Raw genomic sequence first — 21,124 nt, 5'->3', positions numbered from 1 at the left:
CGAATCTTGTGCGCTGCAGCGGAGTCATTTTAAGGGCAGATGATGGTCTGTCAAGACTATTTCGATGGTCGTAGGCGCGTTTTTCAAGGATGTTTCCTTCTGGAATGCGTCAACGCAATCCCCCCGGCGGCGGAAGTCATGCCGATGCTAAACTCGCGGTCTTGTTTATTTCCGGGGCTTTTCAGTCTTGCAAGCTTTTTACTGCGATCACTTCGTTCTGCCACTTCCGGCCGGGCATCGGTTTCCGATGCAAAAATACCGGTTGTTGCGCGAAGGTGCGTCCGGTGCTGCCCCCGGACTGACATTTCAGGAAGCGCCAACCACCACCGACGGCGTGCTCGCGCTGGCACATCATCCGGATTACATCCGCCGCGTCAGTGCTGGCGCGTTATCGGATGCGGAGCAAAAGCGCATCGGTTTTCCGTGGTCGCACGACATGGTGGAGCGTTCGCGCCGCTCTGCCGGCGCCACCATTGCCGCCTGTCGGGCCGCGTTTTCCGATGGCGTTGCACTCAACCTGGCTGGTGGCACCCATCACGCCCACGCTGCACACGGTGAAGGTTTCTGTGTCTTCAACGACGCCGCCATTGCCGCCCGCCTGATGCAGGCCGAGCGACGTGCCAGTCGGGTCGCCGTGATCGATCTGGATGTTCATCAGGGCAATGGCACGGCGGACATTCTGGCGCGTGACGATTCGGTGTTTACCTTGTCGCTGCATGGCGAAAACAACTATCCATTTTCAAAAGCCATGAGTGACCTCGATGTGCCTTTGCCAGACGGCACCACCGATGCCGTCTACCTGGCCGCGCTGTCGGACGCACTCGACACGCTGTTTTCCCGCTTCGATCCGCAACTGTTCATTTTTCTTGCTGGCGCCGATCCGCATGAAGGCGATCGGCTGGGGCGTCTGCGCCTGACGCTGGACGGCCTCGCGCAGCGCGACCGGATGGTGCTGGAGCGCGCGCACCAGCGCCGCATTCCGGTCGCCATCACGATGGCTGGTGGCTATGGAAAACAGATCACGGACACCGTTGAAGTTCATTTGCAAACCGTCGCCATTGCTGCCAGTTTTGCGGCACGCTGGTCCGAACAACCGCTTGCGCCATTGCCGGCGCAGTGCTGACTCTTCCATGACCCACACTTCGACTCCGCCAGCCACCGCGCTCGCCGCCTCACCTCTCCTGGCCGCCATGCCATGGTTTTTTGTCCTGCTCTGGAGCACCGGCTTCATCGTCGCCAAGTTCGGTTTGCCGTTCGCGCCGCCGCTGACGTTCCTGTTACTGCGATTTGCCGGCGTGCTGCTGGTACTGATTCCGCTGGTCTTGCTGTTCCGTGCGCCGTGGCCGGTGGGACGGATCAGGCATGTTGCGGTGGCGGGGGTGCTGGTGCAGGCCGGTTATCTTGCCGGCGTCTGGTGCGCCATCAAGCTCGGCATGCCGGCGGGATTGTCGGCATTGATTGTCGGTATGCAACCGATCCTGACCGCCTTTGCCGCGCCGCTGATCGGCGAGTCGGTGCGCGGCAAACAATGGTTCGGCCTGGCGCTGGGCTTGTGCGGTGTGGGACTGGTGGTGGCCAACAAGATCAGCCTGATCGGGCTGTCCACCGGCAGCATCCTGCTGTGCCTGATGGCGCTGGTCTCGATCACGATAGGTACGCTCTACCAGAAGCGCTATTGCGCGCATTTTGACTTGCGTACCGGCACCATCATCCAGTTCGCGGCATCGGCACTGGTGGTGATGCCGTTCGCGATCGCGTTCGAAGATTTTTCGCCTGCCCTGACGACGGTGCAGTGGACCCCTAGCTTCATCGGTGCGCTGCTGTGGTCGGTGCTGGCCTTGTCGATCGGTGCGATCTTCCTGCTGTTTGCGTTGATACGCCGCAGCGCGGCAACCAGCGTCACCAGTTTGCTCTACCTGACACCGCCGACCACCGCCCTGATGGCATGGATCGCATTCGGTGAACAGTTCAGCTGGATCGGCATGGCCGGAATGCTGCTGGCGGTCGCCGGGGTGTTTTTCGTGGTGAAGAAATGAGCCGGGCCGAAGCAGGGCGGCGCAGCGCGTATCTGCATTTCCAGCCGATCACGACCCGCTGGAGCGACAACGACGCGTACGGTCACGTCAACAATGTCATGTATTACAGCTGGTTCGACACGGTGGTCAATACGCTGCTGATTCATGGTGGCGTGCTGGATCTCGAACACAGTCCGGTGATCGGACTGGTCATCGAAACACACTGCAATTATTTTTCATCGGTCGCCTTTCCGGAGCGCGTGACCGCCGGCTTGCGGGTTGCCCATCTGGGCACATCCAGCGTGCGCTACGAAGTCGGCATTTTCCGTGAAGACGATGACCAGGCTGCAGCCCAGGGCCACCTGGTCCATGTCTATGTCGATCGTATCAGCCGTCGTCCTGTCGCCATTCCGGCGTCGATGCGCCAGTTACTCCTTTCCATACAACTTCCTTCCACTTCCATGGGCCCAGCATGATCCAGACTCCGCAACAGCACATCGTCGACGATGCCATCACCTCGCGCCGTTCGATCCGCGCCTTCCTGCCAGACCCGGTCGCCCGGGAAGACATCGAACGCTTGCTGGAAGTCGCCGCACGGGCACCGTCCGGTACCAACATCCAGCCATGGAAAGTCTACGTGTTGACCGGCGCGATCAAACAGCGCCTGTCAGCCGCCATTCTGGCTGCCCACGACGATCCCGCAGAAGCGGCGAAGCACGTCGAGGAATACAATTATTACCCGCTCAAATGGGCCTCGCCGTACATCGAACGTCGTCGCAAGGTGGGCTGGGATTTGTATGCGTTGCTGCAATTGACGCGCGATAACAAGGCGGGCATGCATGCCCAGCATGGGCGCAATTACCAGTTTTTTGATGCGCCGGTGGGCCTGGTATTCACGATCGATCGCAGCATGGAACAAGGCTCGTGGCTGGACTACGGCATGTTCCTGCAAAACATCATGGTGGCGGCCAAAGGACGCGGACTCGATACCTGCCCGCAAGCCGCGTTCACGCAATATCACCGGATCATTGCCGAGGTTTTGCAGATCCCCGACAACCAGATGGTTGTTTGCGCCATGTCGCTCGGCTATGCCGACCAGCAGAAGATTGAAAACTCGCTGATCACCGAACGCGAGCCGGCACATGGCTTCGTGAAGTTTCTCGACGAATAGCCGCGAAAGGCGGTGGTTGGCAGATGTTGGCCGGTAGTGCCGGAATACCCGTGCTGCCGGCCTGGAATTGACAGGCGATTGTGAATGCGAAAACAGGTTAATTGTTTGCGCTAACCTCCTAATTTGTTTGCACATGTGCTCCTTTTTGCTACACTGAAAGACGAAAATCTTCGCCTATTCCTGAGAGCTCCTGATGTCCAAATCCGCGCTGGTATTGCTGCTAATGTTCTCCATGTTTGTTTCCCAGGGGACGTCGGCGAACGCTGCTGGCCAGTCAGGCGCCTCGGCATCTGCGAAAAAACATGCGGTAAAGAAATCTTCCGCTAGCAAATCCAAGGCCAGCCGAAAACGTTCTGCAGCTGCAGCGCCGTCCCTGGCAAAAGAAGAAAAGCTGGTGCGTCATGTGCGCGTGGTCAAGGGCAAAAAACGGGTGACCTATCAGCGCGTCGCCGCTGGCCCGGTCATTCCGCCGGTGCCGCCAGTGGTCAGTGCCGGCGACCTTGCCGGCTTGAATCTGACGCGCGATCCGCTGGACCTGAAATCCAGCGTCGCCTTGGTCATGGACCAATCCAACTCCAAAGTACTGTTCGAAAAAAATGCCAATGTCGCCTTGCCGATTGCCTCGATTACCAAGCTGATGACCAGCATGGTCGTTGTTGAGTCGCACCAGAACATGGATGAGATGATCGAAGTGACCAACGACGATATCGACAAGGAAAAAAATTCATCGTCACGCCTGCGGGTCGGCTCGCAGTTGTCCCGCGCAAACATGCTGCACATTGCGCTGATGAGTTCGGAGAACCGGGCCGCCTCTGCGCTGGGCCGCAATTATCCGGGTGGCTTGCCCGCTTTCGTGGCGGCGATGAACGCCAAAGCAAAATCATTGGGAATGAATGACACGCGCTATGTCGATTCTACCGGCCTGTCCAGCCACAACGTGGCTAGTGCACAGGACCTCGCCAAGCTTGTCATCGCCGCCCATCAGCATGCCATCATCAGCCAGTATTCGACCGATACCAAGTATGTGGTCGAGCCGGGTGGACGCTCGCTGCAGTACTCCAACTCCAATCATCTGGTGGCCAATCCGAGCTGGGATATCGGCCTGCAAAAAACCGGTTATATCAATGAAGCAGGACGTTGCCTGGTCATGCTGGCGAATATCGAAGGCCGGCCGATCGTGATGGCATTCCTTGATTCAAAAGGCAAGCAGTCACGGCTGGCGGATGCGGGCAGGATTCGTAAATGGATCGAGGCCCTCAAGCCGGAGAACCTGACCAATCCGCTCGCGGCGCCCGCGTCACGCAGTGTTCCGATGGTCCACAGTTAAAAAAAGCGAACCGGAAGGTTCGCTTTTTTACTTGTGCTGCCAGTACTCTGCAGCGCCCGGTCACGCGTCAGGATGGTTCCTGCACCGTATAACCGAGTACCGCCGAAATCTGGTTTACCGTCAGCATCAGGTCTTCCAGCCAATCCTCCTGCAGACGGTCGGCCGGCGCGGAAATCGACAGGCCGGCAATCAGTCGGCCCGAATCGTCACGAATGCCGGCGGCCATGCAGCGCACGCCCAGTTCCAGTTCTTCGTTGTCACGCGCAAAACCGCGCGCCCGCACCAGGCTGAGCTCACGCTCCAGCGTGGTCAGTTCCGTAATCGAATTTTTGTTGTGACCCGACAGGCCGGTGCGCGTCGCATACGACCGCACCGATTTCGGATCGTCGACTGACAGGAACAGTTTGCCTGTCGAAGTCAGGTGCAGTGGCGCTCGGCCACCAATTGCACGTACCACCTGCATGCCGGATCGCTCGGAAAAGGCCCGGTCGATATAGACGATTTCGTCGCCCTGGCGCACCGACAGATTCACGGTCTGCTGGGTTTTACGATGCAGTGCCCGCATGAAGTCAAGCGCCGCTTCGCGCACGTTCAGGCGACTCTTGACGACATTGCCCAACTCCAGCAAGCGCATGCCGAGGCGATAGGCACCCGGTTCGGCGCGTTCGACGAGTCGCTTGAGCACCAGATCATTGAGGATGCGATGCGCCGTGGATGGATGCAGGCCTGTATCGGCCGACAGCTGCTTCAGACTGACCGGGTCGGGATAGCGTGCCAGCGCATCAAGCAGGGAGTTCAGGCGTTCGATGACCTGTATGGAGGTCTTGTCGGTGTCTTGGCTGGATTGAATTGTCATGGAGCGATGGGGAAGGTAAGTGGCGTCGTTTATACCACAATGCGGAAAAATAGCCAAAATCCCGAGCAAGTGCGGATCATGTATCGCTGATGAATCGACCAGTGGACAGGCTGGTTTTTTTGGTGGAACGCGGTACCGGAGTTCGGTGCGGGTGCTGTTAAACTGCGGCCACTGTGGCCGGTCCGAGCGCGATGCAGTCGCCGTGTTCGTGCATTGTCCAACGTGTCATTCAACGCAATTACCAGGTGCCGCATGAGCGATAAACCGCAACCGATCAGCAGTTTCAAGAGCAAGTCCGGCGCCAAGCGCATCGTCGGTGCATTTTTTTATTCGATGGAAGGTTTCAAGGCTGCATGGAAAGGCGAGCATGCATTCCGCCAGGAGCTGCTGGTCATGGTGGTGGCAACCATCGTCGCGCTGTGCCTGCCGTTACCGGCCTTGCAGAAGCTGATGTTGATCGGGGTGTTCGTGCTGGTGCTGGTGGTCGAGTTGCTCAATTCGGCCATCGAAGCCGTCGTCGACCGGGTCTCGCTGGAGCGCAATCCGCTGTCGAAGAACGCCAAGGACTTCGGTAGTGCGGCGGTCTTCCTGACGTTCACGCTGGCGGCGACGACGTGGGTGGTGATCGTCGCGCCGCTGCTGGGGTGGAACTGGTAGCGCTGCTTTCCTGCTGGTTGCTTGTTACTTGCTCGAATAGATCTTGTCGAATTCGCCGCCATCATCAAAATGGCGTTTCTGCGCCTGACGCCATCCGCCAAACACCTCGTCGACAGTAAACAGCTTGATCGGCTTGAAATTAGCCTGGTATTTTTTGGTCACGCTGTCGAGGCGCGGACGCAGGAAATGCTGCGCGGCGATTTCCTGACCTTGTGGCGAGTACAGGAATTGCAGATAGCCGGTTGCCTGTTTGCGAATACCACGCTTGTCGACCACCTTGTCGACCACGGCCACCGGTGACTCCGCGAGGATCGACATGTCCGGATAGACCACATCAAAATCGTCACCGAATTCCTTGCGTACCAGTTGCACTTCATTTTCGAACGTCACCAGCACATCGCCGATGGCTCGCTGGGTGAACGTGGTGGTTGCGGCGCGACCGCCGGCATCGAGGATAGGCACATTCTTGAACAGGCGCGTCACCATCTCGCGTGCCTGTGCTTCGGTACCGCCTTTTTTGATGACGTAGCCCCAGGCTGCCAGGTAGGTATAGCGACCGTTACCGGCCGTCTTTGGATTCGGAATGATGACCTTGATACCCGGCTTGACCAGATCGTCCCAGCCCTTGATCTGCTTCGGATTGCCCTTGCGGACCAGATACACCATGGTCGAATAGAACGGCGCTGCACCATTCGGGAATTTTTTGGACCAGTCGGCCGCCACCACGCCGCGGTCAGCCAGCATGTCGATGTCGTTGGCCTGGTTCATCGTCACGACCGAGGCTTCCAGTCCATCAGCGACCGAACGTGCCTGCTTGCTCGAACCGCCATGTGACTGGTTCACGGTGAGGGTTTCACCGGTGGTTTTTTTCCAGTCGGCGATGAAGGCGGGATTGATGTCCTTGAACAGTTCACGCGTGACGTCATAGGACACGTTGAGCAGGACGGTGTCTGCAGCGACGGCGGGGAGGGCGAACGAGAGCGACGCGGTTGCGCCAGCCAGTAGCAGAAGGCGGCCAAGGCCACGCAGGAAAGGACGATTGCCAGATGCAGCTGGCTGGAGAAGCAATGTTGACATGACTGGTGCCCTGAATGAATGAAGCCACGATTGTCCGAACAGTGCAGCGCAAAGCCAACAACTCATTTGTCATAAGCTTAAAGATAAGCTTTTGAATCCAGCCCCAACATGAAGCACGCCTGGGAACCGACTGGACAGTGCGTGAACCCGAAGTGGGTGGATTTTTTTCGGCACAACACTGGCGCTGAAATCCACTGCATCACCGTTACCGAGTCTTACTATTCGGTAAGATGGCGACCTTCCTTCACGCACTTCAAGGTCAGTCATGGCATCAACAGGCAGTGACCGCTTCGGCGTTCTGCGTCACCGCAATTTCAGGTTCTATTTATCGGCCCGTCTGCTCGCCACGCTGGCCGTGCAGATGCAAAGCGTCGCGATAGGCTGGCAGGTGTATGCGATGACCGGGAATGTGTTTGATCTCGGGCTGATCGGCCTGGCGCAGTTCGCGCCGTTCCTGTTGCTGATCCTGTTTGCCGGCCATGCCGCCGACCGTTACGACCGCCGCAAGATCATCATCGGCTGCTTTGTGGCCCAGTTCGTATGCGGGCTCGGGTTGCTGGCATTTACCTTTTTGAACCTGACAGTGGTCTGGCCGATTTTTGCGGTGCTGGTGCTGTTCGGTAGTGCGCGCGCCTTCATGATGCCTGCCAGCCAGGCGATCCTGATCAACATGGTCCCGAAAGACAGTTTCAGCAAAGCGGTGGCGCTCAGTTCATCGTCGTTTCATGTTGCCGTGATTGTCGGGCCGGTACTCGGCGGACTGCTGTATCTGGCGGGGCCAACCACGGTTTATCTGATCGTCGCCGCGCTGCTGACGCTGGCCACGGGCCTGATGCTGATGACCTGCACCACGCCGCAAGTGACCCATCGCGAACCGCCCACCTTGCACAGTTTGCTGGAAGGTTTGCGCTTCGTCTGGTCGCGCCCGGTCGTGCTCGGAGCGATTTCCCTGGATCTGTTTGCGGTGCTGTTTGGCGGCGCCACGGCGCTCTTGCCGGCGATTGCCAGCGATATCCTGCATGTCGGCCCGACCGGACTGGGCTTGCTGCGTACCGCGCCAGCAGTCGGTGCTGCCATCACGTCGATCGCACTGACGTTCTGGCCGATCTCGCGCCGGGTCGGGCAGTGGATGTTCGGTGGCGTGGCTTTGTTTGGTGCCGGCACCGTGGTACTGGGGCTGACCAGCAGCATGACGGTGGCATTGATTGCGCTGGTGTTGATGGGCGTGGGCGACATGGTCAGCGTTTTTATCCGGCATTTGCTGGTGCAGTACGAAACCCCGGACGCCATCCGCGGTCGGGTCAGCGCCGTCAATGCGGTGTTTATCGGTGCCTCCAACGAGCTCGGTGAATTCGAGTCCGGCATCACTGCCGGCTGGTTCGGGCTGGTGCCGGCGATCCTGATCGGCGGCGTGGCAACACTGGCAGTGACTGCTGCGTGGGCGCTCGGGTTTCCGGTGTTATCGAAGATGGATCGGTTTCCGCATGTCAGCAAAGACCAGGACAACAGGAGCTAGCAAGCAGCCAATTCAACATCGACTTCAGGGGGCAGAAAAAGCGTCGCTTATGTTGCCGAATTGTAGGTTGGGCTGCAAAGCCCAACATGCGTCAAGTTCCCCGTCAGGTCGTTGTGCGGTCGTCGATAGCTGACGTTGTAATCACTCCGAAGTACCAAGTCAGATGCTGCACGGCGCAGCGAAAACTGCTTCCGGTAGCGATGACCGAATGGGGCGCTTGACGCATGTTGGGCTCTGCAGCCCAACAGTCGGTGGTTTGCATGGTGAAATTTGCACGCTAAAAGCGTCGCTTATGTTGCCGAATTGTAGATTGGGCTGCAAAGCCCAACACGCGTCAAGTTTCCTGTCAGGTCGTTGTACGGTCGTCGATAACTGAACTTGCATGGTGAAATTTGCACGTCAGGCCTAACGCGAAAGGGCTGGGTTAGCCCAGCAAGTGGCGCAGGCCATCCCAGCTCAGTTTCAGCCCGGTCAGCAACAGGAATCCATACGAAATCCGGTAGAACACCTTCGCATCGATCCTGTCATGCAGCCAGGCGCCCAGCCTGACACCGATCGGTGCCAGCGGCGACAGCACGGCGGCGGTTGCGAGGTTGTCCAGCGTCAATTGGCCGAGCAGCGCATACGGCACGATCTTGGCGTAATTGATGGTGGTAAACAGGATTGTCACGGTGCCGACATACACGGCCTTGTCGAGATTTTTTGGCAGCAGATAGATCGCCATCGGCGGCCCGCCCGCATGGGAGACAAAGCTCGTGAAGCCGGACAGGAACGACCATAATCCGGCGCTGGCGGGGTCCGGCAAATGTACCGGCGAACGAATCAAGCCCTTGAGCCAGTAATTCAGGGCGAACAGCAGCGCCATCACGCCGACCATCGCCGTCACCATTGCATCATTGAGATGACGGAACATCAGCGCACCAATCAGAATGCCGATCAGCGCGCCCGGCAACAGCAGTTTAAGCAAGGCCGGATCGCAGCGCTTGCGCCAGGTCACGAAGCCCGTCAGGTCCATCACGCACAGGATCGGCAACATGATGCTGGCGGCCTGCGTTGGCGAAATCACCAGCGCCATCAACGGCACCGCAACGATGCCCAGCCCGCCCGCAAAACCGCCCTTGGAAATACTGGTGATCAGCACAGCCGGAATTGCGGCGGCGTAAAAAAGCGGGTTGTCGATGATCTGCATGATTACGGTTTAGAAACAAAGTGGAAGCCGGAGCATATCTGATAAGCGCATATCGAACCGCGAAAGCATTCGTTCGGGTTTGGAAGGGCAGGTACTACTCTGGGTTCCTCGATAACTATCCGTACCCAGGAACCTCCGATGTCATTCAAAACACTACTCCAGTCATTGATCGTTGCCGCCATTCTCGCCTCCGCCGCCCATCTTGCCGGCGCCACCGAGGTCTCGCTGCTCAATGTCTCGTACGACCCAACCCGCGAGCTATATCAGGATTTTAATCAGGACTTCGCCAAACAATGGAAAGCCAAAAGTGGTGACACGGTCACCTTCCGGCAGTCGCATGGCGGCTCCGGCAAACAGGCCCGCGCCGTCATCGATGGTCTCGGTGCCGACGTCGTCACGCTGGCGCTGGCCTATGACATCGACGCGATTGCCGCACGCGGCCTGTTGTCGCCCGACTGGCAAAAACGCCTGCCGCATAACAGCGCGCCCTACACCTCGACCATCGTGTTTTTGGTTCGTAAGGGCAATCCGAAAGGAATCAAGGACTGGAACGACCTGATCAAACCGGGCGTCGCCGTGATCACGCCGAATCCGAAAACCTCCGGTGGCGCACGCTGGAACCATCTTGCGGCCTGGGGCTATGCACTGAAACAGCCGGGCGGCAACGACACTACTGCCCGTGAATTCCTGTCCAGGCTCTACAAGAACGTGCCAGTACTGGATTCCGGCGCCCGCGGTGCAACCACCACGTTTGTCGAGCGCGGCATCGGCGATGTGCTGATCGCCTGGGAAAACGAAGCCCTGCTGGCTATCAGGGAAATCGGTCCCGACAAGGTGGACATCGTCGCCCCCTCGATCAGCATCCTGGCCGAACCGCCAGTGGCCGTCGTCGACAAGGTGGTCGACAAGCGCGGCACCCGCAAGGTGGCCGAGGCTTATTTGCAGTACCTGTATTCCGATGCCGGCCAGGACATCGCGGCCAAACATTATTACCGCCCGACCGGCGAGAAGGCCGTCAGAAAATTCGCCGGCCAGTTCCCGAAGATGCAATTGCTGACGATCGATGAAGTGGCCGATGGCTGGACCAAAGCACAAAAAACCCACTTCGCCGATGGCGGTGTGTTCGACCAGATCTATCTGCCTTCCGGCAAATAAGCCTGCGCTGTCGGGATATTGTCCGGCAGCACGATCGGAAGCGCTGTGGCAAACCTGTTCAAGGTGACGTACGTAGCGATCGTAAAACGGTCAATCGCTTATGCGGAACCCAACTAACGTCATGCATAAAAAATCCTTTTCGTTATTCGGTCCGAATGCAATCATCGCGCCTTGTTAGTTGAATCGGTAATAACGAGGTATTCATGGCCACTGCAGCAGCTCCCCCTTCCAGCCGGGCATCGGCGTTTCGCGTGATGCCCGGTTTTAATTTGTCTCTCGGGTTCACGGTGTTTTACCTGAGCCTGATCGTCTTGCTGCCGCTCTCTGCAGTGTTCCTCAAAACCTTCGGCATGACCTGGGAAGCGTTCTGGAGCGCGGTCAGTTCCGAGCGGGTGGTGGCGTCGTACAAACTGACCTTCGGCGCGGCGTTTATCGGTGCGGTGCTCAATGTGATCTTCGGCGGCATCGTCGCCTGGGTGCTGGTGCGCTACGAGTTCGCCGGCAAAAAAATCATCGACGCACTGGTCGACCTGCCGTTCGCGTTGCCGACTGCGGTCGCCGGTATCGCGCTCACCGCGCTGTATTCGTCGAATGGCTGGCTCGGCCGCTATCTGGAACCGCTCGGCATCAAGGTTGCATTCACGCCGCTGGGCATCATCGTCGCACTGACTTTCATCGGCCTGCCGTTCGTGGTGCGCACCGTGCAACCGGTATTGCAGGACGCCGAACGTGAACTGGAAGAAGCCGCCGCCAGCCTCGGCGCATCGCGCTGGCAAACCTTCGTACGGATCATCATGCCGACCATTTTGCCAGCCTTGCTGACCGGCTTTGCACTGGCGTTTGCCCGCGCCACTGGCGAATACGGCTCAGTCATTTTCATCGCCGGCAACATGCCGATGGTGTCCGAAATCACGCCGCTGCTGATTATTACCAAGCTCGAACAATACGACTACGCCGGCGCGACGGCGATTGCGGTGGTCATGCTGACAGCCTCCTTTGCGCTGCTGCTGACGATTAACCTGTTACAAGCCTGGACCCGCAAGCGCGGTCAGGCAGAGAGGATCTGAGATGGCCGCGATTGCTCCTCCTGCCAGCGCGCCACGTCCGCGCGGCGAACCGATACCGACAATTGCATCGACCCTCGAACCGACATGGATACGCTGGCTGCTGATCGGTATTGCACTGACCTTCCTGACGCTGTTTTTGTTCGTGCCGCTGGTGGCGGTGTTTGTCGAGGCGCTCAAGAAAGGCTGGCAAACCTACCTGATGGCAGTCATCGAGCCGGATGCCCTGGCGGCCATCCGCCTGACCTTGCTCATCGCCGCGATTTCCGTGCCGCTGAATCTGGTGTTCGGCGTGGCGGCGGCATGGACCATCGCCAAGTTCGATTTCCGTGGCAAGAACATCTTGCTGACGCTGATCGACTTGCCGTTCTCGGTGTCGCCGGTGATTTCGGGCCTGATCTATGTCCTGCTGTTCGGTGCGCAGGGCTGGTTCGGCCCATGGCTGCAAGAGCACGACATCAAGATCCTGTTCGCGGTACCGGGCATGGTGCTGGCGACGATCTTCGTGACTTTTCCATTCGTGGCGCGCGAATTGATCCCGCTGATGCAATCGCAGGGCAGCGAAGAAGAAGAGGCCGCGCTGGTGCTCGGTGCCTCCGGCTGGAAGACCTTCTGGCATGTCACGCTGCCGAATATCAAATGGGGTTTGCTGTACGGCGTGATCCTGTGTAACGCCCGTGCGATGGGCGAGTTTGGCGCGGTCTCGGTGGTCTCCGGCCACATCCGGGGCGAGACCAACACAATCCCGCTGCAAGTCGAAATCCTCTACAACGAATACAACTTTGCGGCTGCCTTTGCCGTCGCATCGCTGCTGGCCTTGCTGGCGCTGGTGACATTGGCGCTGAAGTCATTCATCGAATGGCGCTTGCAGGAAAGCGGCGAACAACCTAACGGAGGACACTGATCATGGGCATCGAAGTCAAGAATATCCACAAACGCTTCGGCAATTTCATCGCCCTGGATGATGTGTCGCTCAATTTTCCGGCTGGAGAATTAACTGCACTCCTGGGGCCGTCCGGCTGTGGCAAGACCACGCTGTTGCGCATCATCGCCGGACTCGAACGTCCCGACAGCGGCCAGGTGCTGCTGGATAACGAAGATGCGTCGGACCGCCATGTGCGCGAGCGCCAGGTCGGTTTCGTGTTCCAGCATTACGCACTGTTCAAGCACATGACCGTGTTCGAGAACATCGCGTTCGGTTTGCGCGTAAAACCACGTGCCTTGCGACCGAGCGAAGCGCAGATCCGCGACAAGGTGAAGCAGTTGCTGGAACTGGTGCAGCTCGACTGGCTGGCTGACCGCTATCCGCCGCAACTCTCGGGTGGCCAGCGCCAGCGTATTGCACTGGCTCGCGCCCTGGCAGTCGAGCCCCGCGTGCTGCTGCTGGATGAACCGTTCGGCGCGCTCGACGCGAAGGTGCGCAAGGAACTGCGGCGTTGGTTGCGTCGCCTGCATGACGACTTGCATGTGACCAGTATTTTTGTCACGCATGACCAGGAAGAAGCGCTCGAAGTGGCCGACCAGATCGTCGTCATGAACAAGGGCGTGGTCGAGCAGATCGGTGCGCCACGCGATGTGTACAACCACCCTGCGTCACCGTTCGTGTATGGATTCCTGGGCAACGTCAATTTGTTCCACGGCCGCGTCCATGAAGGCGTGCTGGAGTCGGGCGGCGTGACCTTCGATGCGCCCGACCATGCCTCGGCACAGGATGCGACTGGTGTCGGTTTCGTGCGGCCGCATGATATCGAGATCGATCGGTACACGCCGGGCGCCGAAGGCATCATCGTCAAACTGCGCCGGGCGCACGCGATTGGCCCGCTGGCGCAGCTGGACCTGGAACGCGACGACAACCGCGAGATCATCGAAGCGGTGATTCCGAACGAACGCTTCGCGCAACTGAATCTGAAAGAAGGCGAAACGCTGGTGGTACGGCCCAAGCGTCTGCGCGTTTTTGTCGACGAATCGGTATGAATTTCCAGCAATTGCGCTCGATCCGCGAAGCCACGCGTTGCGGCTTCAACCTGACCGAAGTCGCGCATGTGCTGTTCACATCGCAACCGGGCGTGAGCCGGCAGATTCGCGAACTCGAAGATGAACTTGGCGTCGAAATTTTCGAGCGCAACGGCAAGCGCCTGACCGGCCTGACCGATCCCGGCAAAGGCATCGTGGAAATCATCGACCGGCTTTTGATCGAAGCTGAAAACCTGCGCCAGGCCAGCGAGGAATATGCCGGCAAAAAGAGCGGCACGCTGACCATCGCCACCACCCACACGCAGGCGCGCTACGTGCTGCCGAAAGTGGTACAGGCATTTCGCGCTGCGTTTCCGGAGGTGCGCATCGCCTTGCAGCAGAGTTCACCGGAGCACATTGCCGAGTGGGTGTTGTCGGGCAAGGCCGATGTTGGTATTGCTACCGAGGGCCTGAGCCAGTTCGAGGAACTGGTGTCGTTCCCGTGCTATTCGTGGAGTCATGCGGTTGTGGTGCCGCAAGGGCATCCGTTGCTGGCGTTGACTAGCCTGTCGTTGCAGGATTTGGCTGCTTATCCGCTGATTACCTACGATGTCGGATTTACCGGGCGCGGGCATATTGATGCGGCGTTTCGGGAGGCGGGGATTGCTACCGATATTGTCTTGACTGCGATGGATTCGGATGTGATTCAGCAGTATGTGGCGCTGGGGTTGGGCGTGGGGATTGTGGCGTCGATGGCGATCGAGTCGAGCCGGTATAACGGCTTGCAGGCGATTGCGGCGACGCATTTGTTTGCGGCCAATGTCACGCGGCTGGCGGTGCGGCGGGGGGCGTATTTGCGGTCTTATACTTGTGATTTTATTTTGCAGTTTGCGCCGGAGTTGACGCGTGGGGATATTGATAGTGCGATGAGGCATGGGGTTTGAGTAGGTGGTCAATGAGCGCTAGTTGTAGCTGATTTCATTGGCTTTCTGTTGGCGGGCTTGGTGAGGCGGGTTTGTTACGTCGAGATGGATCAGAGTGATGGACACGGCAATGTCGGTCTGGCATCAGGTAGTCCGCACTGATAAGCACAACATTCGTCAATCAACTCCATAGATCGAAACGACCGGTTTGCTAATGGTGATGTGGCATAAGTAACGTTTCAAGACTTGCGCCGTTATATTTTCCATAGACCTCAAGTGTAATTAAAATGTTAATTGACCCCTGAAAAAAGCCAACTGTAATACACCAAGCACTAATCCCAACAACAAGAGTGTCTTTTGGCCAATCGGAATGTGCTTCCAAGGCAAGTGCTCCGATCCATGTTTAGTCAGACACTCAGCTTTGGTAATTGGATATAGTAAGACTGAAATGCCAAAACATGCAAAAAAGGGAAAGAGAAAACTCGCCTTCTTCCAGTAGATTCCATTAAAAATTACGGAGTGCCAAATATAGATGTCTCCACCGACTGCGGCGACAAGAACCAGCGTGCCGATCAATCGCATTTTCATTCGTGGTTTGATAAATATCTCCTTTAATCTCAATGAAATTGTGTCGGTAAAGTTTTGTTGATGCATGTCTTGTTTTATAACAATTTGTTTTTGATAGAATGGTGTGTCAAGTCGTGCTGCAAGTCCAATATTTAAAGGTCAATTTCGTAAGCGTAAATAACTGGTTTTTCTTTGTCTATAAATATTGGCCTGTTCAGAGAAAATTATATTATTGATCATGTAAGTTATTTAATAATTTGTCGAGTGTTATTCTCATCTTTTGAATTTCATCTGGTTCTAAAAGGATATTAAATATTTCTTCGTCTTTAATAGTATCGACTAAATGTACATTAATCCATCCTGTCGACCAAAAATCTATTCCACCAATTTTGAATGGTGAATCGAACTCAATTCTTTGTAAATCGCCGAATTGTCCATTTATATCGCTTGAGTACTTAAATTGAAATTCAGTTGGAATTTTTGGTTTTATATAATTATTGAAATAATTTATGTTATTAATGATCTCCTCACTTGGAATCTAAAATTTTAAAGTCGTTAAAAGAATGCGCTTATACACAACTAAGGAAACGCTGATTTAATCGTCCGATTTTTGGCGGTAAAATTCCGCTGACATTCATTCTTAGCGAGACCGCCGTGGCCATGAAGCAAACCAGTTTTTCGAGTGCTGAATTTGCTGCGAAGAAGCGCATCACGCGTCGCGAGCAGTTTCTTGCAGACATGGAGAAAGTCGTACCCTGTGCTGAACTTGAGGCGGTTATCGCCCCTGTCTATCCGACCGGCATGCGCTGTCGTCCATCGATTGGTTTGCCGCGCATGCTGCGGGTGTACTTTATCCAGTAGTGGTACAGCCTGTCCGACGAAGCGGTGGAAGATGCCATCTACGATAGCCAGGCCGTGCGGGCGTTTGTCGGCGTGGATCTGGCCCGCGAATCGGCGCCGGACGCGATAACCCTGCTGAAATTCCGGCGCTTGCTGGAGACGAATGAACTGACCCAGCGCATGTTTATCGCGATCAACGCGACGCTCACCGAGAAGGGCTTGCTGATGGGTTCTGGGACCATCGTCGATGCGACGATCATCAACGCGCCGCCGTCGACCAAGAATGCCGAGCACAAGCGCGATGCCGACATGCACCAGACGAAGAAAGGCAATCAGTGGTACTTCGGCATGAAAGCGCATATCGGCGTCGATGCCGAAAGCGGCCTGGTGCACAGCCTGACCACCACGGCGGCCAACGTCGCCGACATCGTTGAAACGGCAGCGCTGCTGCATGGCGACGAAGAAACGGTGTTTGCCGATGCGGGCTACACCGGCGTGGCAAAGCGCGAAGAAATGAATGACGCCAAGGTGCAATGGCAGATTGCTGCCAAGCGGGGGACGATCAAGAAGGTCAACGAAAAGTGACCGCTGCGCGCCATCCTCGACGAACTGGAACATGCCAAGGCGAGCATCCGGGCAACGGTTGAGCATCCGTTTCATGTGGTCAAAAATCTCTTGCGTCATCGCAAAACACGCTACAGGTCTTCATGTTGTTCGGCCTGGGAAATCTTGTCATCGCAAAAAACAAGCTGTTGAACTGGCAGGCCCGAGCTCCGTCTATTGCGTGAAAACAGGACGAAAGGGGCATCGTTTGTTCGCTTTTTAGCCCATCTTTTCGGCTTTTCATCCACTTTTTCGAGAATAAAATTTGCTGGAGGGGGGAATCAGTCATTTTCATTCTTGGATTCGACTTTATTCAGCGATTCCTTAGTGGAAAAATACAAGAAAATTTAATCCAGTAAGTCGCCGCTGAATAAAGCACACTGTAGTACGCCAAGAATGCATCCCGATACAAAGAGTGCCTTTGGCACTAGAGGAATGTGCTTCCAGGGTATTTGTTCTGAGCCATGTTTTACAAAGTATTCAGCTTTCGTTGTTGGATATAGAAAAGCCGCTAAACTTGTGCATGCAAAAAGTGGCAAGACAAAACTTACCATTGGTCGGTAAGTTCCGTTAATCATTACCGATTGCCAGTTGTAGATGATTCCACCGATGCTGCCGATTAGGCACGCGGCCGCGTTTAATCGCATTTTTGTTTTAGGTTTCATAAATTTATTATTTGGCTTGAAGATGATTTCAAAAATACTCGTCGCCTGCGTAGGAAATTTTATCATTCAAAAGTTGAACTAATGCTTGGAAATAATGCATTTTCTGATGTTAATACATGGCGGACTTTACGGCTTAAGCTAATGGATTTTGTTATATCAAACCTGTAATTGTTTGCTAAGTATCCTTATGATCGTCCGGAATGCGACATCGAGCAGTATCGAGGTATTTTTTCCAATTCGAAAACATTCTATTTTCGTTTTCTTCAATGCTATGTTTACTTGAATCATAATCATCTGTAACTGGCATATATCTTACGAAATTTTCAATTTCACTCGGATAATCAAAGTCAGCGTAAATCGTTTCGACCTCACTCAATGGATCATCAGTGTTTGCTTTATTTTCGAATACCCACGCGAGCATCAAGAAGAGCCATTTTCTTACCGAGAGATTTCCTAACTTCTCCGGTTCAGACGTCGCAAGTTCTCGGAGCAATTCGCCAACTTTATATGTCTCTGACTTCCCCAAACAAGACAGCTCAATTTCACGCACATCTGATTCAGAATAAAGTCGAATTTTCGCTAAATCGACTATGCCAGACCAACCAATCATTTGACGCTCGTAACCCCAAAGAGCATCACGCCATGACAGTGAGGTGCGCTCCTTGATAAAAAAAAATGGAATAGGTGTCAAACTCATTTAAGGCACCTTCGGAAGTCGTTGATTAGGGAGGCCGGTAATAGTGCCGCCGTCGATAAAGCGTTGATGCGTTACTTTCCCAGCCGAATCATAAATATATTCGTAGATTCCATTCTTGCCGTTCAGCATACCGGGCGTTTGTAGCAGGGTGCGCTCAACACCATCTCCACCCCGTAGCGCAAAAGTCTGTCCTGCTCCCAGTTGCTCTTTTGATAGAAAACTTGCTGCTCGATGCGATATATCAGCTTTCAACCCGCTGCCAATTCGTTCGGCATTGAGAATTTTCTCTGCTGCTGTGCCTGTATCCTTCGCCTGACGTCCCGTCCTACTAAAAACCCGCTGTAACAACGCCTGCGCCTTCTCCGTCCGCAACGCCAACGAGCTTCCCGCCAACGCAGTACCCGCCAACGCAGTACCCGCCTCCAGCGCATTCACCATCCCGCTGGCCAGTACATCCCCCGCCTTTTGCAAGTCCGCTTCACATTTCGCGTTGGATGTTAATACGAATGCCTTGAGAAATTCCTTCGCCGCTATCAGTGCGTAATCACCGAAAAAGTATAGACCGGTTATGGCGATTGCCATGTCGAGAGGCGGACCGAGTAGCGTGGGTTGCAATCCGGCCCAGAGGCTAATCACTGCTGCCGTGGCTGCCAGCGATTCCGGTTTGACCAGCTCACGCAGCATGTCGCCGATCACGCCGGGAATCTGGCCACCGGCGCGCAGGAACACGTACTGGACACGCTGTTGTGTGTCCCAACCTGACACGTCCGCTAGCGGTTTCGCCTGCAACCCTAGCGGATCAACATTGGCCACCGGATTGTTATCGGCAAACGCATACAGATTCAATCCACCCGACAGCCCGCTCGGGTCCGCGCTCAGGTACCGTCCGCTGCGCACGTCCAGATACCGGTGATGGTTGTAGTGCAGGCCGGATTCGGCATCGTAGTACTGGTTCGAGCCGCGCAGGTTGAGTGGCATCACGGCGTTGGCGGCCGGGATCAGTTCGCCGAAACCGGTGACGCTTGCGCGCCAGACGACTTGCTTACGGTCGTTCACCAGCGCACGTGGCGCGCCGGTGTGGTCGGCGATGATGGCGAAGACGTCGTTGCGGGTGGCCTGGCCGATGGCGCGGGTGGTGTCGGTCGGGATGCTGCCGAGTGCCTGACCGGCCAGGGCTGTGATGCCGCTGTCGCGCGCTTGCAGCATCGCGATGGGGCGACTGCCGCTCTGGTCGTCGAGCCAGACGTACTGGCGCGTGACGGAGATAGGGCTGTCGGGTTGAGTGTCGGTGCTGCTGCGGTTACCGCCGCCATCTTTCGAGCTGGTTTGTGCTTCGGCGACTAATTCGCTGCCATCGTAAAAGTAGTAGGTGACGGTCTTCTGGCTCCCGGCATAGCTGACTTTTTTGATGCGCTCGCCGAACGCGTTGTAGGCGTAATCGGCGACAGGCTGACCGTGCAGACTGACTCGCGTCAGGCGTTGCTGGCTATCCCATGCGTAGTCGGTGTCGCCAGTCCGGGTGACGCTGCCGGCGGCGTTGTAGTCGTACCGGATGCGACGGCCATCGGCCTGTGCAGCGGTAATCCGGTTACTCGCCGGATCGATGGTGTAGCCGGTGGACAGGGTGCCGCGTACGTCGGCCAGCAGGTTGCTGGTCGGGTCGTACTGGTAGGTGCGGTCGAACGGCTGGCTTGGTCGATTACTGCCGAGATGCGAAACACCCGTCATGCGTCCAGCTACGTCGTAACCGTATCGGGTACTTTGCTTGCCAGTCGACTCCGTCGCGTTGCGTTGGGTGAGCTGGCCGATTGCGTCGCGCTGATGATTTTCTTCCCAGTTGCCGACACTGCCGATACGGGTGATGTGCCCGGTCTGGTCGAGCTGGCGCTGGAAATTGGCGCCGTTGGCCAGCTGATACCGCTGGTTGGCATACAAGTCATCGGCATCGTTGAGCCCGTCGAGCAAGACGGTATTACCGAACAAGTCTTCGCGCGTGATTGCAGTCAGCAAACCGGCTTTCGCATGGATGGCGCCGTTGTACCGGTAGTGCAGAATTTGACCATCGGGCAAAGTTTTACGCAGCAACTGGCCGCGTCCGTCGTAGGCATACCGGGTCTCGACACGCTGCTGGTCGATCAGGCGCACGTGGCTGGTCAGGCGGGCGGCGTGGTCGTAGCTGAACTGTTCTTCGCCAGCGGGATAGCTGATCCGTACCGGTCGTCCCTGCTGACCGTAGACGATGCGCGTGTCGCCTTCTTCGGTACGTTGTCCGGTCACGCGGCCGGCCACGTCATAGCGGAAGCTGACGGTTTTGCTTTGTTCGCTGCCTTGGCCGGTGGTCTTGCTGACCAGATGGTCGGCGGCGTCATAGGCCAACACGGTCACGCCGCCATCAGGGCTGTCGACTCGAACCAGCCTCCCGAAGTCATCGAACACCTGACCCGTCTGGTGATTGCGCGCATCGGTGACCCGAGCTAGCCGGCTTTGCTGGTCGTACTGAAACCGGGTGACCGTGTTGTCCGCAGCGAACAGGACATCGGGCACGGTGCCGCTCCGTTGCGCGCCGCTCTTGCGGTCTGCTTCGATATCGAGCAGCGACAGATTCGTGGTCTGCGCGATGCTGCCATCGGGATTGAGCAACGTGCGCGCCAGCAGCGTGCCTTCGGTATCGCGTTGCAGGCGAATCCGATTGCCCTGCACATCCGACAATTCACGCATCCTGCCGTCGGCACCGTAGCGCAGCGTCAATCGCTGGCCCGTCGATTGCACGACGCCCGACAACTGGCCGAGTCCGTTGTAGCTGAAGAATTCACTGATGCCGGCGCTGGTGACCCGGGTGAAATGGCCGG

The 21,124-nt window shown here is 56.7% G+C and carries 18 protein-coding genes and 1 pseudogene; 13 read left to right on the top strand and 6 right to left on the bottom strand.

What is annotated here, in order from left to right; genetic code table 11:
• Positions 1 to 247 precede the first annotated feature (247 nt).
• The 5 genes from ABD720_RS06345 (at position 248) to pbpG (ending at position 4,513) form a co-directional block, all read left to right on the top strand.
• Positions 248 to 1,123, top strand: coding sequence for a histone deacetylase family protein (locus tag ABD720_RS06345; protein ID WP_344762424.1), 876 nt, complete (start codon positions 248 to 250; stop codon positions 1,121 to 1,123).
• 67 nt (positions 1,124 to 1,190) lie between these two features.
• On the top strand, positions 1,191 to 2,036 hold the full coding sequence (locus ABD720_RS06340; RefSeq protein ID WP_425547935.1) for a DMT family transporter: 846 nt from the start codon (positions 1,191 to 1,193) through the stop codon (positions 2,034 to 2,036).
• Positions 2,033 to 2,491, top strand: a complete 459-nt coding sequence (locus tag ABD720_RS06335) for an acyl-CoA thioesterase (protein WP_344762422.1) — start codon at positions 2,033 to 2,035, stop codon at positions 2,489 to 2,491. The genes ABD720_RS06340 and ABD720_RS06335 overlap by 4 nt, the downstream gene beginning before the upstream one ends.
• Positions 2,488 to 3,186 carry a nitroreductase gene (locus ABD720_RS06330; RefSeq protein WP_344762421.1) on the top strand — a complete coding sequence of 233 codons (699 nt, stop codon included), beginning with the start codon at positions 2,488 to 2,490 and terminating at the stop codon, positions 3,184 to 3,186. The genes ABD720_RS06335 and ABD720_RS06330 overlap by 4 nt, the downstream gene beginning before the upstream one ends.
• 193 nt (positions 3,187 to 3,379) lie before the next feature.
• Positions 3,380 to 4,513 carry a D-alanyl-D-alanine endopeptidase gene (gene pbpG / locus ABD720_RS06325; protein WP_344762420.1) on the top strand — a complete coding sequence of 378 codons (1,134 nt, stop codon included), beginning with the start codon at positions 3,380 to 3,382 and terminating at the stop codon, positions 4,511 to 4,513.
• 67 nt (positions 4,514 to 4,580) lie between these two features.
• On the opposite strand, the gene ABD720_RS06320 is transcribed toward pbpG, so the two are convergent.
• On the bottom strand, positions 4,581 to 5,369 hold the full coding sequence (locus tag ABD720_RS06320) for an IclR family transcriptional regulator (RefSeq protein WP_344762419.1): 789 nt from the start codon (positions 5,367 to 5,369) through the stop codon (positions 4,581 to 4,583).
• Between the two features lie 252 nt (positions 5,370 to 5,621).
• On the opposite strand from ABD720_RS06320, the gene ABD720_RS06315 reads away from it, so the two are divergent.
• Complete coding sequence (locus tag ABD720_RS06315) at positions 5,622 to 6,026, top strand: diacylglycerol kinase (protein ID WP_344762417.1); 405 nt, start codon at positions 5,622 to 5,624, stop codon at positions 6,024 to 6,026.
• A gap of 24 nt (positions 6,027 to 6,050) precedes the next feature.
• On the opposite strand, the gene ABD720_RS06310 is transcribed toward ABD720_RS06315, so the two are convergent.
• A complete protein-coding gene (locus ABD720_RS06310) occupies positions 6,051 to 7,103 on the bottom strand; it encodes a sulfate ABC transporter substrate-binding protein (RefSeq protein ID WP_344762415.1) in 1,053 nt (350 codons plus the stop codon).
• Positions 7,104 to 7,368: 265 nt separating this feature from the next.
• Between ABD720_RS06310 and ABD720_RS06305 the strand changes: the two genes are divergently transcribed.
• Positions 7,369 to 8,619 carry an MFS transporter gene (locus ABD720_RS06305; protein WP_344762413.1) on the top strand — a complete coding sequence of 417 codons (1,251 nt, stop codon included), beginning with the start codon at positions 7,369 to 7,371 and terminating at the stop codon, positions 8,617 to 8,619.
• A gap of 424 nt (positions 8,620 to 9,043) precedes the next feature.
• Here the strand turns inward: ABD720_RS06305 and ABD720_RS06300 are convergent, their stop codons facing one another.
• Positions 9,044 to 9,808: a sulfite exporter TauE/SafE family protein gene (locus ABD720_RS06300; protein WP_344762411.1), complete on the bottom strand. Its 765-nt coding sequence runs from the start codon at positions 9,806 to 9,808 to the stop codon at positions 9,044 to 9,046.
• A 138-nt stretch (positions 9,809 to 9,946) separates the two neighbouring features.
• Here ABD720_RS06300 and ABD720_RS06295 point away from each other — a divergent pair, with 138 nt between their 5' ends.
• From ABD720_RS06295 to ABD720_RS06265, 6 genes and pseudogenes are all read left to right on the top strand, one after another.
• Entirely contained in the window at positions 9,947 to 10,963 is a 1,017-nt protein-coding gene (locus tag ABD720_RS06295; RefSeq protein WP_344762410.1) for a sulfate ABC transporter substrate-binding protein, read from the top strand.
• A gap of 203 nt (positions 10,964 to 11,166) precedes the next feature.
• Positions 11,167 to 12,030 carry a sulfate ABC transporter permease subunit CysT gene (gene cysT, locus ABD720_RS06290; RefSeq protein WP_344762409.1) on the top strand — a complete coding sequence of 288 codons (864 nt, stop codon included), beginning with the start codon at positions 11,167 to 11,169 and terminating at the stop codon, positions 12,028 to 12,030.
• A 1-nt stretch (position 12,031) separates the two neighbouring features.
• Complete coding sequence (cysW, locus tag ABD720_RS06285; RefSeq protein ID WP_344762408.1) at positions 12,032 to 12,931, top strand: sulfate ABC transporter permease subunit CysW; 900 nt, start codon at positions 12,032 to 12,034, stop codon at positions 12,929 to 12,931.
• 2 nt (positions 12,932 to 12,933) lie between these two features.
• Positions 12,934 to 14,001 (top strand): sulfate/molybdate ABC transporter ATP-binding protein, encoded by a 1,068-nt coding sequence (locus ABD720_RS06280; RefSeq protein WP_344762407.1) that lies wholly within the window; start codon positions 12,934 to 12,936, stop codon positions 13,999 to 14,001.
• Positions 13,998 to 14,924, top strand: a complete 927-nt coding sequence (locus tag ABD720_RS06275; protein ID WP_344762406.1) for a CysB family HTH-type transcriptional regulator — start codon at positions 13,998 to 14,000, stop codon at positions 14,922 to 14,924. Before ABD720_RS06280 ends, ABD720_RS06275 begins: the two co-directional genes overlap by 4 nt.
• A gap of 1,206 nt (positions 14,925 to 16,130) precedes the next feature.
• Positions 16,131 to 17,098, top strand: a pseudogene (locus ABD720_RS06265) (IS5 family transposase).
• A 162-nt stretch (positions 17,099 to 17,260) separates the two neighbouring features.
• Here the strand turns inward: ABD720_RS06265 and ABD720_RS06260 are convergent.
• The 3 genes from ABD720_RS06260 to ABD720_RS06250 all read right to left on the bottom strand — a co-directional run.
• Positions 17,261 to 17,644 (bottom strand): hypothetical protein, encoded by a 384-nt coding sequence (locus ABD720_RS06260; protein ID WP_344762404.1) that lies wholly within the window; start codon positions 17,642 to 17,644, stop codon positions 17,261 to 17,263.
• A gap of 109 nt (positions 17,645 to 17,753) precedes the next feature.
• The gene (locus ABD720_RS06255) at positions 17,754 to 18,275 is read right to left on the bottom strand and encodes a DUF2247 family protein (protein WP_344762403.1); all 522 of its coding nucleotides are present in this window, start codon (positions 18,273 to 18,275) and stop codon (positions 17,754 to 17,756) included.
• Positions 18,276 to 21,124 (bottom strand): RHS repeat-associated core domain-containing protein (locus ABD720_RS06250; protein WP_344762402.1); only part of this gene is annotated, 2,849 nt, incomplete at its 5' end. It abuts the gene before it with no gap.

The organism is Actimicrobium antarcticum, from assembly GCF_039536745.1.
Classification (GTDB): Bacteria; Pseudomonadota; Gammaproteobacteria; order Burkholderiales; family Burkholderiaceae_D; genus Actimicrobium; species Actimicrobium antarcticum.
This window is presented reverse-complemented; position numbering and strand designations above follow the sequence as displayed.